16 protein-coding genes are annotated in these 13,077 nt (G+C 69.8%); 4 read left to right on the top strand and 12 right to left on the bottom strand.

All coding sequences use genetic code 11. From position 1 onward, the window contains the following. Positions 1-36: 36 nt before the first annotated feature. From ACIBI5_RS49745 to ACIBI5_RS49735, 3 genes are read right to left on the bottom strand one after another with little or no spacing between them, the layout of a single operon-like run. Positions 37-804: a DUF4097 family beta strand repeat-containing protein gene (locus ACIBI5_RS49745; RefSeq protein WP_397258128.1), complete on the bottom strand. Its 768-nt coding sequence runs from the start codon at positions 802-804 to the stop codon at positions 37-39. Then, positions 801-1,454, bottom strand: coding sequence for a response regulator (locus ACIBI5_RS49740; RefSeq protein ID WP_397258126.1), 654 nt, complete (start codon positions 1,452-1,454; stop codon positions 801-803). The genes ACIBI5_RS49745 and ACIBI5_RS49740 overlap by 4 nt, the downstream gene beginning before the upstream one ends. Then, a complete protein-coding gene (locus tag ACIBI5_RS49735; protein ID WP_397258124.1) occupies positions 1,445-2,605 on the bottom strand; it encodes a histidine kinase in 1,161 nt (386 codons plus the stop codon). The genes ACIBI5_RS49740 and ACIBI5_RS49735 overlap by 10 nt, the downstream gene beginning before the upstream one ends. A 147-nt stretch (positions 2,606-2,752) precedes the next feature. Here ACIBI5_RS49735 and ACIBI5_RS49730 point away from each other — a divergent pair, with 147 nt between their 5' ends. After that, complete coding sequence (locus tag ACIBI5_RS49730) at positions 2,753-3,385, top strand: hypothetical protein (protein ID WP_397258122.1); 633 nt, start codon at positions 2,753-2,755, stop codon at positions 3,383-3,385. A 31-nt stretch (positions 3,386-3,416) separates the two neighbouring features. On the opposite strand, the gene bioD is transcribed toward ACIBI5_RS49730, so the two are convergent. The 3 genes from bioD to ACIBI5_RS49715 all read right to left on the bottom strand — a co-directional run bounded on the left by bioD (position 3,417) and on the right by ACIBI5_RS49715 (position 5,481). Next, on the bottom strand, positions 3,417-4,133 hold the full coding sequence (gene bioD, locus ACIBI5_RS49725; protein WP_397258120.1) for a dethiobiotin synthase: 717 nt from the start codon (positions 4,131-4,133) through the stop codon (positions 3,417-3,419). Positions 4,134-4,282: 149 nt separating this feature from the next. After that, the gene (locus tag ACIBI5_RS49720; RefSeq protein ID WP_184972473.1) at positions 4,283-5,002 is read right to left on the bottom strand and encodes a GntR family transcriptional regulator; all 720 of its coding nucleotides are present in this window, start codon (positions 5,000-5,002) and stop codon (positions 4,283-4,285) included. Then, positions 4,999-5,481 (bottom strand): aminotransferase class I/II-fold pyridoxal phosphate-dependent enzyme, encoded by a 483-nt coding sequence (locus ACIBI5_RS49715; RefSeq protein WP_397258119.1) that lies wholly within the window; start codon positions 5,479-5,481, stop codon positions 4,999-5,001. The genes ACIBI5_RS49720 and ACIBI5_RS49715 overlap by 4 nt, the downstream gene beginning before the upstream one ends. Positions 5,482-6,030: 549 nt before the next feature. Between ACIBI5_RS49715 and ACIBI5_RS49710 the strand changes: the two genes are divergently transcribed. Further along, entirely contained in the window at positions 6,031-7,521 is a 1,491-nt protein-coding gene (locus ACIBI5_RS49710) for a histidine kinase N-terminal domain-containing protein (RefSeq protein ID WP_397258117.1), read from the top strand. 381 nt (positions 7,522-7,902) lie between these two features. Here ACIBI5_RS49710 and ACIBI5_RS49705 read toward each other — a convergent pair whose 3' ends face one another. Together ACIBI5_RS49705 and ACIBI5_RS49700 are read right to left on the bottom strand one after the other, a co-directional pair. Then, on the bottom strand, positions 7,903-8,154 hold the full coding sequence (locus ACIBI5_RS49705) for a WhiB family transcriptional regulator (protein WP_184972476.1): 252 nt from the start codon (positions 8,152-8,154) through the stop codon (positions 7,903-7,905). Positions 8,155-8,427: 273 nt separating this feature from the next. Next, positions 8,428-9,369, bottom strand: coding sequence for a diacylglycerol/lipid kinase family protein (locus ACIBI5_RS49700; protein WP_397258115.1), 942 nt, complete (start codon positions 9,367-9,369; stop codon positions 8,428-8,430). 456 nt (positions 9,370-9,825) lie between these two features. Here ACIBI5_RS49700 and ACIBI5_RS49695 point away from each other — a divergent pair, with 456 nt between their 5' ends. After that, positions 9,826-10,185: a hypothetical protein gene (locus ACIBI5_RS49695; RefSeq protein ID WP_397258113.1), complete on the top strand. Its 360-nt coding sequence runs from the start codon at positions 9,826-9,828 to the stop codon at positions 10,183-10,185. Here ACIBI5_RS49695 and ACIBI5_RS49690 read toward each other — a convergent pair. From ACIBI5_RS49690 to sodN, 3 genes are all read right to left on the bottom strand, one after another. Next, entirely contained in the window at positions 10,182-10,961 is a 780-nt protein-coding gene (locus ACIBI5_RS49690) for an RNA polymerase sigma factor SigF (RefSeq protein ID WP_379612213.1), read from the bottom strand. The genes ACIBI5_RS49695 and ACIBI5_RS49690 overlap by 4 nt on opposite strands. Before the next feature lie 17 nt (positions 10,962-10,978). Next, the gene (locus tag ACIBI5_RS49685; protein WP_184972484.1) at positions 10,979-11,404 is read right to left on the bottom strand and encodes an anti-sigma factor; all 426 of its coding nucleotides are present in this window, start codon (positions 11,402-11,404) and stop codon (positions 10,979-10,981) included. Between the two features lie 144 nt (positions 11,405-11,548). After that, positions 11,549-11,950: a superoxide dismutase, Ni gene (sodN, locus tag ACIBI5_RS49680; RefSeq protein WP_221341572.1), complete on the bottom strand. Its 402-nt coding sequence runs from the start codon at positions 11,948-11,950 to the stop codon at positions 11,549-11,551. Positions 11,951-12,022: 72 nt separating this feature from the next. On the opposite strand from sodN, the gene ACIBI5_RS49675 reads away from it, so the two are divergent. Continuing rightward, positions 12,023-12,358: a S24 family peptidase gene (locus ACIBI5_RS49675; RefSeq protein ID WP_397258111.1), complete on the top strand. Its 336-nt coding sequence runs from the start codon at positions 12,023-12,025 to the stop codon at positions 12,356-12,358. On the opposite strand, the gene ACIBI5_RS49670 is transcribed toward ACIBI5_RS49675, so the two are convergent. Further along, on the bottom strand, positions 12,307-13,074 hold the full coding sequence (locus ACIBI5_RS49670) for an ABC transporter substrate-binding protein (RefSeq protein ID WP_397258109.1): 768 nt from the start codon (positions 13,072-13,074) through the stop codon (positions 12,307-12,309). The two genes, ACIBI5_RS49675 and ACIBI5_RS49670, sit on opposite strands and share 52 nt — an antisense overlap. Positions 13,075-13,077: the final 3 nt, after the last annotated feature.

Genomic DNA, 13,077 nt, shown 5'->3' with positions numbered 1-13,077 from the left:
GGGAACCTACCAACCAGTCACCTCCTCAAACAGAGGTCATCCACAGCAGATGTCGACCCGGCCGTACTGGGCACGGGCGTCGATCTTGCGGACCGAGGAAGGGTCGTGGACCACGTCGACGTCGGGGGTCTCCGCCTGGACGGTGACGTCATAGGCGCCGTCCTCCACGTTGATCCTGATGTCGCCCTGCGTGCGGACCAGCGCCTTCACGTTCATGGGCCGCTCACGGAAGTTGAGCTCGACCTGTCCCTCGCCGGTCTCGGTGTCGGCCGTGTCGCCGCGCAGGTCGTAGGCGCGGATGCTGCCGGAACCACTGCGCGCCCACAACGTGCCCACGGTCTGGGTGACGCCGATGTCCCCGGAGACCGTGGTCATGCGGACGTCGCCGTACAGGCTGTCGACCCGGAGGGTGCCGGCCTCCACCGTCGCGTCCAGGTTGGTCTCCGAGGGCACGAAGACCGTGTAGTCGGTGTCGCACGTGAGGCGGCGGTCGTTGTTGATGTTGGGGCAGTCCGCGGCCAGGCGCAGGGTGGTGCCGTTCCAGTCCTCGGAGACGTTCGGCCGCGTCTCCGACCAGCGCAGCCGCTGGTCGAGCTGGATCTCGCCGGCGGCGCCCGGCACGATCGACACGCTCACGTCGCCGCGCGCCTCGACCTGGAGCTTCTTGCCGACGAAAGGGATGGTGCGCGTGCTCTGGTGCGTCGGCGGGCGGGCACGGGCGAAGCCCGCCCACATCCCGCCGCCGGCCAGGAACAGCGCGAGCACCGTCAGCACGGCGCCGAACGTCAGCCAGACCGCCCTCACAGCGCGCTCCTGATCTTGAGGAAGTGCAGGACCGCCAGCACCCGGCGGTGGTCGCCTTCGGCGGGCGAGAGGTCGAGCTTGGTGAAGATGTTGCCGATGTGCTTGCCGACCGCCCCTTCGCTGAGCACGAGCTCCTGCCCGATGCCGGCGTTCGAGCGGCCCTCGGCCATCAGCTTCAGCACCTCCTGCTCGCGCGGGGTGAGCCGGTCGAGCGGGTCGCTGTGCCCGCGCAGGAGAAGCTGGGAGACCACCTCGGGGTCCAGGACCGTGCCGCCCGCCGCCACCCGGCGCAGCGCGTCGATGAACTCGGTCACGTCGGCCACCCGGTCCTTCAACAGGTAACCGACGCTGCCGGTCGCCGAGGAGAGCAACTGGGCGGCGTAGCGTTCCTCGACGTACTGCGAGAGCACCAGAACGGCCAGCTCCGGCTGCTGGCGGCGCAGCACGAGCGCGGCGCGCAGGCCCTCGTCGGTGTGCGTGGGCGGCATCCGGACGTCGGTCAGCACGAGGTCGGGCCGGTGCTCGTCGGCGGCCCGCAACAGCCCCTCGGCGTCGCCCGAGGTCGCCACCACCCGCATGCCGGAGGCTTCGAGCAGCCGGATGAGCCCTTCCCTGAGCAGAACGGAGTCCTCGGCCAGCACTACTCGCACGGTAGCTCCACTTCGATCATCGTCGGCCCGCCGAGCGGGCTTTCCAGGTGCAGCGATCCATCCACCGAGCGGACGCGTTGCGCCAGCCCGCGCAGCCCGGTTCCGCCCTCCATGCTGGCCCCGCCCCGCCCGTCGTCCACGATCGTCAGCGTCAGCCATTGGTCGCGCCGGCGCACCGAGATCTCGGCGGACCGCGCCTGGGCGTGCTTGGCGATGTTGGTGAGCGCCTCGGATACCACGAAGAACGCGACCGCCTCGATGGTGGGCGAGACCCGTTGGGCGATGTCGACGCGCAGCCGTACCGGCACCAGGGAGCGGGCGGCGACGCCGGACAGGGCCGCGTCCAGGCCCTGGTCGTTGAGTACCGCGGGGTGCAGGCCGCGCACGAAGTCGCGTAGCTCGCGCAGGGCCTGCTTGGCCTCCTCGTGCGCCTGCTCGATGGCTTCCTTGGCGGGCGCCGGCAGGTCGGTGAGGGTGGCGCGGGCCAGGCCCAGGTTCATGGCCAGCGACACCAGCCGCTGCTGGGCGCCGTCGTGCAGGTCACGCTCGATGCGGCGGCGCTCGGCGTCGGCGGCGTCGATCACGCCCGCCCTGCTCTCCTGGAGGTTCTCGATGCGCTCGCCGAGCTCAGCGTGGCTCGGCCCCAGCAGCGCCCGCGCGATCGAGATCTCCAGTACAGCCATCGCCCGCGCCGCGATCGGAGCCAGCATCAGCATGGCCAGTCCCACGGCCGTGAACAACGACGCCACGACCGGATTGCGCAGATCGAACCTGAACACCCCCGGCGGCGGCTGCAGCACCGGCTGCAGGAACGCGGTCAGCCCCACCAGCCCGCCGCCCCACAACCCGCAGACCAGCACGACAGCGAACGCGCTCAGCACCGGCGCCAGCAAGTGGAAGCCGATCTGCCGCCACAGCCGCCGGTCGCGCCAGGCCGTGCTGCGCGGCACCGGCGGCAGCACGAACCCCAGGAAGGCGGCCAGGCGCGAACGCTGCACCGCGGTCAGGCCGCGCACGCTGCGCCGCAGCACCGGCGGCAGGACGGCCAGCACGACCGTCAGCACGGCGAGCACCACGGCGATCGGCACACCGGTCACGACATGCGCCGTGTCCAGCCAGGTACGCGCCGACCAGGGGCGGGGGACTTTCATGCTCTCCAACCTATGGACTGGCCGCCGATCCTCGACAGGGGTCTGCTGGGCGAAGTGGGGGTGGTGCTAGCCCCACCCTGCCTTACGTCCGAACCAGTGGGCCACGATCCGCATCTCACGAAGGGGGACCGGGACAGGGGAGGAACGATGATGAAGACAGGGATCGTCCTCGCGGCGGTGACCGCGACGCTGGTGTGGGGCGTACCCGCGCAGGCCGCCTCTTCGGCGCTGCCGAAGGGCCTCCTGCTGACGGAGCCCGCCGCGCGCGGGCTGCACAAGGACGTCGAGCAATGGAAGATCAGCGACGCGCGTACGGCGGGCCTGCTGCTCGACCCGTGCGAGCACCGCTACTGGTCCGGCAAGAAGGCGGCCGACCGGGGCCGGATCGCCTCCCGGACGATCGTCAAGACGGTCGAGGTCGAGTCCTGGGGTGAGCAGGTGGCCCTCTACCGCGACGTGAAGGCGGCCAAGACGGTCATGAACGGCCTGCGCGCCGACCTGAAGCGCTGCGCCGTCAGCGGCGACGACTTCCTGAAGTCCACCTACACCAGCCGTCCGCTCAAGGTCGGCGACGAGGGCATCAGGGCGGTCCAGCGGGACTACGAGGGGGCCATGCGCTTCGCCGCGGTCAGGAAGGGCGCGGCCGTGCTCATCTACATCGAGGTCGGCGACTCCGGGCGTGGGCTGCCGGTCAAGGACTTCAAGGCGCTGGTGAAGCAGGCCAGGACGATGGCGGCACGGGTGTGCGGACTGCCGCAGGCCCGCTGCCGGAACGCCTGACGGTCACCACGCGGGCTTGAACGCCTGACGGTCACCGCGCGGGCTTGAACGTCTGGCGGAACCTCGCGGGGTCGAAACCGCCCCCCAGCGTGGGACCGAGGGCGGCGTGGGCCAGTGCGGCGAAGTCGGGGTGGCCGGCGGCGTTCGCGGGAAGCGCGCCGGCCAGCGGACGGGCGGCCAGCATCTCCAGGTCGGCCACGTTCAGGCGCTCGGCCAGGTCCGGCTCGTCCGGCCACGACCCGATCACCAGCCCGGCCAGGTCGAGGCCCCGGTGCGCGAGCGCCTCCAGCGTCAGCGCGGTGTGGTTGAGCGTGCCGAGCCCGGGGCCCGCCACGACCAGCACCTGCGCGGTCAGCAGCCGGGCCAGGTCGGCGAGCGTGGTGCCGTCCTCGTCGAAGCGCACCAGCAGGCCGCCCACGCCTTCGACCAGGACGAGCTGGTTCGACTCCGCCAGCTCCCGCACCCGCACCGCCACCTCGGGCAGCGACACCGGCGGCAGACCGCTCGCGCGGGCAGCCGCCGCGGGCGAGAGCGGGTCCGGGTAGCGGGCGAACTCGAAGGTGGTGGTGACCCCGGAGAGCCTGATCACCTCGTCCAGGTCAGCGGGTTCGCCGGGCCTCACGCCGGTCTGGGCGGGCTTGACCACGGCCACGTTCGCGCCCCGCCGCCTGGCCAGGGCGGCGACCGCGGCGGTGACGACCGTCATGCCCACTCCGGTGTCGGTCCCCGTGACTACCACGACACTCATGAGGCCCACGATAGCGACCGCACGGCCGGCCCAGGGCGCGGCCGTCACGGCGAGGTGGCGGCGCGCCCGATGGGCGTGGAAGCGACTTGGGGTGCGCGGGTGGTGGCGGGGGGTGGGTGGTGCGGCTTGCCGTAAGGGGGAATGGAGTTTTAGGGGCGGCGTAGGCGGGTGACGAATTTGTAGCGGTCGCCGCGGTAGAGGGATTGTGCCCACTCGACCGGATTGCCGTCGGCGTCGAAGGCGTGGCGGGTCAGCAGGAGCATCGGGAGGCCGACGTCCACGCCGAGGGCCTTCGCGTCGTACGGCGTGGCGAGGACCGTCTCGATGATCTCCTCGGCGTCTGTGAGGCGCACGTTGTAGGCGTTGTGCAGCGTCTCGTAGAGCGAGGAGTGCACTTCCAGCTCGCGGCGCAGCCTGGGGAAGCGGCGGGCCGAGAGGTGGGTGGTGTCGATGGAGACGGGTTCGCCGTTGGCCAGGCGCAGGCGGTGGATGCGCAGCACGCGTCCGCCCGGGTTGATGGCCAGGCGGCGGGCGAGCGGCTCGTCGGCGGTGATGTAGCCGATCTCCAGGATCTTGGTGTCCGGTTCGAGCCCGGCGGTGCGCAGGTCGCCGATGTAAGAGGTCAGCTGCAGGACCTGCGCCACCTTGGGCTGGGCGACAAATGTGCCCTTGCCCTGGATGCGCAGCAGCCTGCCCTCCACCACGAGCTCGGTGAGCGCCTGGCGCACCGTCGTGCGCGACGTCTCGAAGCGTACGGCCAGCGTCCGCTCGGGCGGCAGCGCGGTACCCGGCGGCAGGCTCTTGGTCAGTTCGAGCAGGCTGCGTTTGACGTCGTAGTACTTAGGTACGCGAGGGGGGTCCTCAGTCACGCTCTCACCTTCACTTCTGCCACGGCGGTGAGGGCGTGTCTGATCACCGCGAGATCATCGGAACTCAGATTGGCCCGAGCGGTCAACCACAGGCAAGAGTGTCGTGTGGGCACTGGCGGCGGCCGGAGGCATCCGACGCGTACGCCGTGCTCCGCACAGGTGGCGGCGACCCCCAGTGCGGTCTCCGGCGCCCCTCGGACGACCGGCACGACAGCTCCTGCCGGGACGCCGGTATCCAGGCCGGACTCGCGGGCCACGGCGGCCAGCTCGCCCGCCTGGACACGCGCGCGTACTGGCAGCTCAGGCTGACTGAGAAGGATATCCACCACGGGGCATGCGGCGCTCACGCGGGCCTGGGCTGGGGCCGTGTCCGAGGTGAACGACCTCGCTGAGTCGATCAACGTGCTGGTCACCTCCGGGGTCGCTCGCACAGTTCCGGCTGGGAAACTGAGCGATGGGGACAGTGTGACGGTTCTCACAATGTGAGATTCCCGAAAAAACCCATTTGAGTGCACAATCCCCCACCCTTCCCCGCCCCTGCCCCACCCCGCCGCCCCTCACCCACCCCACCACGCCTCCTGCCTCGGGCCGCCCGCACCTCCGGCATCTGCCACGCCCGCACCCCCACCAGGCCCGCACCCCCACCTGTCTGCACCTCCACCCGCCCACCACAGCTCCGTCTTCCCGCCCGCCGCGCCTCGCCCCCACCGCGCCGCGTCCCTCCGGCCAGGCCTGGCCCTCCACCTGCCCCGCGACTCCACCCGTCCACCGCACCAGTGGCCGCCGGTTCCGCACCCCGGCGTCTCCGCTCGGCCACCGCACCAGCGGCCTTCGGCCTCGTGTCTCCTGGGCCGCCTGTGCCCGACGTGCTCGGGTCGGCGTCGTCCGTGTGCCCTTCGGTGTCCGGTCTTCCGCCCCCATGGGCAACCGGGTAGTTGTGCCCGGGATTGGTCCCGTAGGGCGCGAAACGGCTCGGGCAGCGGGTGGTCGGTTTGGTTGTAGCGGTGCTAAGCACGCATGATGCACTCGTGCCGACTCTCAGCGACCTCGTCGTCCGCCACACCGCCCTTGACGAGGCTGATCTTGACTGGCTGCACTCGCTGGTCTCCGACTGGCAGCTGCTGGCCGACCTCTCGTTCGCCGATCTCATCCTGTGGACGCCCCTGCTGGAGGAGCGTGGCTGGATCGCGATCGCGCAGATGCGTCCCACCACCGGCCCCACCGTCTACCACGACGACATCGTCGGCAGCGTCGTCGGCCGCGGCGAGCGCCACCTGATCGACACCGCGTGGAACGAGCGCCGCATCTGCCGCGAGGGCGACCCCGACTGGTCGACGGGCGTTCCGGTCCGCGAGGAGACGATTCCGGTACGCCGCACGCTGCCCGACGGCTCCGGCCGCTTCATCGGCGTCATCCAGCGCTCCACGAACCTGTCGTCGGCCCGCACCCCCTCCCGCCTCGAACTCACCTACCTCCAGAGCGCCTCCGACCTGGCCCAGATGGTGGCGGAGGGACGGTTCCCGTTCTCGGGGGAGGAGCCGATCCTGGTGCGGTCGCCCCGGGTGGGCGACGGCCTGCTCAGGCTGGACCGTGCCGGACGCGTCACCTACGCCTCCCCGAACGCCCTGTCCGCCTACCGCCGCCTGGGCCTGCACGCCGACCTCGTGGGCGCCGAGCTGGGCCGCGTCACGGCGCAGCTCTGCTACTCCGACGAGCCCATCAACGAGGACCTCATGATCGTGGCCAGCGGGCGCGCGGCCAAGGAGACCGAGGTGGAGTCGGGCGGCACGATCGTTCAGCTCCGGGCGATCCCGTTGATCGTGGGCGGCGGCCGTATCGGAGCGCTGGTCCTCATCCGCGACGTCACCGAGCTGCGCCGCCGCGAACGCGAGCTGATGACCAAGGACGCCACCATCCGGGAGATCCACCACCGCGTCAAGAACAACCTCCAGACCGTGGCCGCCCTCCTCCGCCTCCAGGCCAGGCGCCTACGCGTCCCCGAGGGCAGGGAGGCGTTGGAAGAGGCGGTGCGCCGCGTGGGTTCGATCGCGATCGTGCACGAGACGCTCTCGCACGCCCCCGAGGAGTTCGTGGACTTCGACGACATCGCCGACCGCGTGATCGCCATGGCGGGAGAGGTGTCGGCTCCCGAGGCCGCCGTCACCCCGCGCCGGGTGGGCGCGTTCGGCATCCTCCCGTCGCTGATCGCCACCCCGCTGGCCATGGCCCTGACCGAACTCCTCCAGAACGCCCTCCAGCACGGCCGCCCCAAGCGCCTCCAGGTGGTGGTGAAGGCCGAGCCCGAGCGCCTGAACATCCTCGTCTGGGACGACGGCCTGGGCCTCCCCGAGGACTTCGACCTGGAGAACTCCACCAGCCTCGGCCTGCAGATCGTCCGCACCCTGGTGGTCGGCGAACTCTCCGGCAAACTCGCCCTGGCCCCTCGCGACGGCGGCGGCACCGAGGCCTCCCTCTCGATCCCCCTCCCCACCGCCCCTCCCGACACGTCCCGCCCCTAGGACGCGCCGCAACAGGCCATTTCGAGGGTACGGCGGGCGTGTTCCTGGGGATACGCGGGATGCGAGCCCTGGGGCCGGAGGCAGGGCTGACGGCACCACTCAGGGCGCGAGCTTGGGGTGACGCGGCGTTGGCCTGCGATTTTGGTGGTCGGCGCTTGGGCTGGGCCGGTCAGGCGTTGCGGGGGTGGCATGCGGAAGCCGCCACGGCGCGTTCTTGGTCGTCCAAGGGGTCGGACCACTTGGGCGGCCAAGGATGCGCCGTGACGGCGGGTACCACGTCCGACGTGAGAAGCGATCCCCACGATCGGCGCCCGCCAAGGGCGGCGGGTGGTGTCAGGCCGGCTGCGCCGTACCTTATGATGATCTTCAAAGACCTTGTGCTCAGAGGGCGGCGGCGCGAGTGCGGGCGCGGCGGCGCTTGAGTGCGCGGCGCTCGTCTTCGCTCAGGCCACCCCACACGCCGGCGTCCTGACCGGACTCCAGCGCCCACTTCAGGCACTTCTCGACGGCCGAGCAGGAACGACAGACCTGCTTGGCCTCCTCGATCTGCATGAGCGCGGGGCCGGTGTTGCCGATCGGGAAGAACAGCTCGGGGTCCACGTCACGGCAGGCAGCTCGGTGGCGCCAGTCCATGCGTCACTCCTTAGTGGATGGAGCCGGTGGTTGACTCCGTGCGGCTAGTACTTTGTGAAGAGATTCACTAACTCGCGCGAACCTTTCCCGAATCCTGTGGACCCGGGGATGCCCGCTGAACACCGGCAGACCTCTAAGGGGCTGATTAAAGGTCCTACGTTCCGATGTCATTCACGAGCTTTTCAGCCACGCAGAGTGCACGCAAGAGGGTTGGTGGGAAGTTTTGGCGGAGATGGATGTCGGATGCGTCACACAATGACCGAATGTAACCATCTAGACCAGAACTTGTAACGCGTTCGGTGTAGCCCGGAATGTGATGGATTCTCGCTCGCCGAGGTAGTCACCGTCGAGCTGAAAGGCGACGGGGCGTTCGGCGGTCAGCGTGAACTCGGCCTCGTCGTGCAACTGGACCAGGTGGCGTCCGGACGGAAGGCGATCACTCTCCGTGAGGATCTTGCGGATCAGCGGCACCATGGTCGGGAGCCCCAGCCGCTGGAGCCCCAGCAGGTCGAGCCCGGTCTCGAAACTCGCCCACGGAGTCGGGGTGACCGGATGCGTGCCCACGTAGGTCCAGGGCGAGGTGTTCGAGATGATCGCCATGAAGATCCCGTGCGCGGTCGGGATGCCGGGGCCGGTGAGCGTCATGGCCGGGGTGCGCTTGTCGGTGGCGACATAGTGGCGTAGCGCGGTGTTCACATAACGTGCGGGAGTGGCCTTCCTGCCGCTCCCGCGCAGCCCCTCGACGGCCCTGATCACCTCGGCGTCATAGCCCATGCCCGAACAGAAGATGAAGTACCTGCCCTCATCCTCCCATTGGGCATGTCCCAAACTCACGATCCGCCGCCGGTCCTCCCGCAGCGCCTCCAGTACCGCCCCCGTGGCCTCGACAGGGTCGTTGGGCAGGCCGAGCGCGCGGGCGAAGACGTTCGCGCTGCCGCCGGGGATCACGATGAGCGCGGGCCGCTCGGTCGCGCTGGTGGCGGACGTGTTGAGCAGGCCGTTCACCGTTTCGTTGACAGTCCCGTCCCCACCGAGTACGGCTACCGCGTCGAACCCCTTCGCCGCCGCCTTCCCGGCCAGAGCCGCCGCGTGCCCGCGATAGCCGGTCTCCTCGACGGTCAGATCAACGGCGGCGCCCAGGGCGCGGATGAGGACGTCGCGGGTCCGCGAGTTCGTGGTGGTCGCCTTGGGGTTGACCAGCAACATCGCACGCATGCTTCCACCGTAACCGCTACCTGATCGCCCCACTCCTCCCACACCCACCCAAAAACCCCACACCCACCAAACCTCAAGAACCAGAACAACCCGACCACCCGGGTGAAGCGGCTTCGACGAGCCACAACCCGGCGGCGTTAGCCCGCGCTCTTCCCGGCGCCGAGACGGCGGGACGTTGGACGGTGGGGCTCGGCGCTGCCGGCAGGTGGCCGGCCTGGGGCACGGTGGCTGGTCAACGTGGGCCGTGACGGCGGGGACCACGTCCGACGTGAGAAGCGACCCCCACGATCGGCGCCCGCCCGCGACGGCGGGTGGGGGCGGCTGGGCTTGCCGTAACGGAGCGTGGGCTTGTGAGGGGGGCCTTGTGAGGGGGGCTTGTGAGAGGAGAAGAGCAGCGACGGCCGGGGAGGGAATGGCGGCTAGGGTGAAGGGGTGACGCGTCCTGGGACTTTGTTGGTGGCGGCGGTGTTGGTGGCCCTGGAGGGGCTGGTGGCCCTGGGCCTGGGGGTTTACGTCGCCGTCGAGGCCATCGTGGGCAGGCCGGAGAGCATGACGAGCGCCGTCGCTGAGGCCGGGTTCGGGCTGCTGGTCGGGGCCGGGCTGCTGTGGGTCGCGTGGGGCGGGTTGTTCAAGGTGGAGCGGTGGGGGAGGGCGCCGAGCGTGCTCACCCAGATCTTCATGATCCCGGTGGCTGTCACGCTGATCCAGGCGGACCGGCCGGCCCTGGGGTTCCCGCTGATGGCGGTCGCCCTGGTCGGCCTCGGCGTGCTGCTGGCGCCCCCCACCACGAAGGCGCTCTACGGGGAGGACGGCTAGTCCTCGGCGGTCAGTCCCTCGCGTAGCTGCGCGAGCGTGCGGGCCAGCAGGCGCGATACGTGCATCTGCGAGATCCCGAGCTCGGTGGCGATCTGCGATTGCGTCATGTTCCCGAAGAACCGCAGCAGCAGGATGCGCTTCTCGCGCGGCGGCAGCCGTTCGAGCAGCGGTTTGAGCGATTCGCGGTACTCGACGCCTTCGAGCGACTCGTCCACGATGCCGAGCGAGTCGGACACGGCGGGCGCGTCGTCGTCGCCGGAGTCGGGCGCGTCGAGCGAGACGGTCGAGTAGGCGTTGGCCGACTCCAGGCCCTCCAGAACCTCTTCCTCGGTCATCTTGAGGAAGGCGGCCAGTTCGGCCACGGTCGGGGCGCGGCCCTCGCGCTGCGACAGTTCGCTTATCGCCTTCGTCAGCGACAGCTTCAGCTCCTGCAGGCGGCGTGGTACGCGGACCGCCCAGCCCTTGTCGCGGAAGTGACGCTTGATCTCGCCGACGATCGTCGGCGTGGCGTAGGTGGAGAACTCCACGCCGCGAGCGAGGTCGAAGCGGTCGATGGACTTGATCAGGCCGATGGTGGCGACCTGGGTGAGGTCGTCCAGCCATTCGCCGCGGTTGCGGAAGCGGCGGGCCAGGTACTCGACAAGGGGAAGGTGAAGCTCGACCAGCTCGTCCCGGATGCGCTGACGGCGCGGCTCGTCGGGACCTAGCTCGGCCAGCTCGGCGAAGAGCATGCGGGCACGCACCCTGTCGGGGACGGCGTGTTCGCTGGTGGCCATGGCTCCAGTCCTTTCCGTCACGCCGGCCTCGCCGCGCCTCGGCGCTTACGCAGGACGATCGCCATGCGGTCGGGGGAGTCGGTCACGGCGTCCACGTCATCCGCAAGGGCGGTCAGCACCATCCACGCGAAGTCATCGCGTTTGGGCGCCGAGTTGCCCACGGTCGCGACCTCCACACTGACCTGCATCTCCTGCCCGGTCAGCTCGAACTCGGCCGTCAGGTCGGTGCCTGGCACCGCCTCGGTCAGCAGCATGGCGCACGCCTCGTCGACGGCGATCCGCAGATCCTCGATCTCGTCGAGCGTGAAGTCAAGCCGCGCGGCCAGCCCGGCGGTTGCCGTACGCAGCACGGACAGGTAGGCGCTCGCTGCGGGGAGCCTGATGCTCACCACGTCGCGGATGCCCGCCACGCCCTCAGCGCGCGTCTCGGTTTCCTCGGTCACGTTCCTCCCTCGGGTCAGCGACCCCGTACGGTTTCGACGCTGACTGCAACTTACCGCCCCGGAGAGGTGCTTGGCGGATTCAGACTCGCCAACGAACGAAAAGGCTCTGCGTGGCTGGTACCACACAGAGCCTTATCTCCCGATTTAGGCGGCCTTAGTCGCCCAGAAGATCTTGGAGATTTCGTCGATCTTGCCGAGAAGGTCGTCGGCCTTGGCCACGTCTACCGTGCCCTTGCCGCCCGCCGCGCCGGCCAGCTTCGTGGCCTCCCAGAACAGCTGGTGCAGCTGCGGGTACTGCTCCAGGTGCGGGGGCTTGAAGTAGTCGGTCCAGAGCACCCACAGGTGGTGCTTGACGAGCTCGCTGCGCTCCTCCTTGATCGTGAGGGCGCGCGAGCGGAAGACCGGGTCCTCGTTGCCGGCGTACTTCTCCATGATCGCCTTGACCGACTCCGCCTCGATCCGGGCCTGAGCGGGGTCGTAGACGCCGCAGGGCAGGTCGCAGTGAGCGGAAGCGACATGCTTGGGTCGTAGCAGTCGTGCGAGCATCAGAAAGTCCTTCCTTGATGCTGAGTCAGCTTGGTCCGGTTACCGACCTTACTCGGCTGCAAACGCCCATGGATGAGGGGGTCACAGCACATGAGAGTGCGTGTCGAAGGGGACTCCATGCGGCCCGCGCTCCGTCCGGGCGACTGGCTGCTGGTACGGCGGGGCGCCACGGTCCACCCGGGAGACCTGGTCGTCGCCCGCCTGCCCGGCGATCCCGCGCGCCTCATCGTCAAGCGGGCCCAATGGCACGGCGAGGAGGGATGGTGGCTGGAGAGCGACAACCAGCGCGCTCCGGGCAGACGCGACAGCTGGGACTTCGGCCCGGTCGACGACATCGTGGGCCGTGTCGTGCTGCGCTACTGGCCGTTGCTCAGGTTGCCCAGCCATTTGTCGCGCAACCGCGTGTAGGTTCCGTCTTTTCTGGCACGTTCCAGAACCGTGTTCACCGTGCGGAGCAGCTCGGTGTCTCCCTTGCGTACGGCGATGCCGTACTCCTCGCCGGTCTCCAGGCTCTCCAGCAGCTTCAGCTCCTTGCCGAGCTTGAGCTTGGTCAGCCAGAGCGCGATCACCGGCCGGTCCTGGATCAGCGCGTCCACGTGCCCGGCCTGCAGCCCGATCAGCTGCTGCAGCGAATCGTCGTACTCGACGACGGTCAGACCCTTCTCGCGCGCGTAGTCGGCGCCCGTGGTGCCCGTCTGGACGCCGACCTTGATCTTGGCGCCCGTCAGCTTCTTCAGCTTGCTGTCCCTGCGCACCAGGACGGCCTGGGAGGCCTCGAAGTAGGGCGTGGAGAAGTCGAGGTTCTTCTTGCGCTCGGCGGTGATCGTGATTCCGGCGGCGGCCAGGTCGCAGGTGCCGTCGTTGAGCGCGCTGCCGTTCTGGATGGCGTCGAACTCGACGCTGACGACCTTGAGCGGCCGGCGCAGTTCCTGGGCCACCAGGGAGACCAGGTCCACGTCGAAGCCGACGATGACGCCCTCCTGCTCGAACTCGAACGGCTCGTAGGGCGTGTTGGTGCACATGGTGAGGGCGCCGGAGGGGTCGCCGTGCCGTACGCGCTCGGTTCCGCAGGCGGCGAGCGCGAGCAGCGCGAGACCGGCCGAGATCACCGCGCGACGTCTCACGCG

This window comes from Nonomuraea sp. NPDC050540, assembly GCF_044457485.1.
Taxonomy (GTDB): Bacteria; Actinomycetota; Actinomycetes; order Streptosporangiales; family Streptosporangiaceae; genus Nonomuraea.
This window is presented reverse-complemented; position numbering and strand designations above follow the sequence as displayed.

Coding starts and splice junctions, on each gene's coding strand:
- ACIBI5_RS49735 (WP_397258124.1), bottom strand. CDS start 2,605: ATGAAAGTCCCCCGCCCCTGGTCGGCGCGTACCTGGCTGGACACGGCG.
- ACIBI5_RS49730 (WP_397258122.1), top strand. CDS start 2,753: ATGATGAAGACAGGGATCGTCCTCGCGGCGGTGACCGCGACGCTGGTG.
- bioD (WP_397258120.1), bottom strand. CDS start 4,133: ATGAGTGTCGTGGTAGTCACGGGGACCGACACCGGAGTGGGCATGACG.
- ACIBI5_RS49705 (WP_184972476.1), bottom strand. CDS start 8,154: ATGGACTGGCGCCACCGAGCTGCCTGCCGTGACGTGGACCCCGAGCTG.
- ACIBI5_RS49700 (WP_397258115.1), bottom strand. CDS start 9,369: ATGCGTGCGATGTTGCTGGTCAACCCCAAGGCGACCACCACGAACTCG.
- ACIBI5_RS49690 (WP_379612213.1), bottom strand. CDS start 10,961: ATGGCCACCAGCGAACACGCCGTCCCCGACAGGGTGCGTGCCCGCATG.
- sodN (WP_221341572.1), bottom strand. CDS start 11,950: ATGCTCGCACGACTGCTACGACCCAAGCATGTCGCTTCCGCTCACTGC.
- ACIBI5_RS49675 (WP_397258111.1), top strand. CDS start 12,023: ATGAGGGGGTCACAGCACATGAGAGTGCGTGTCGAAGGGGACTCCATG.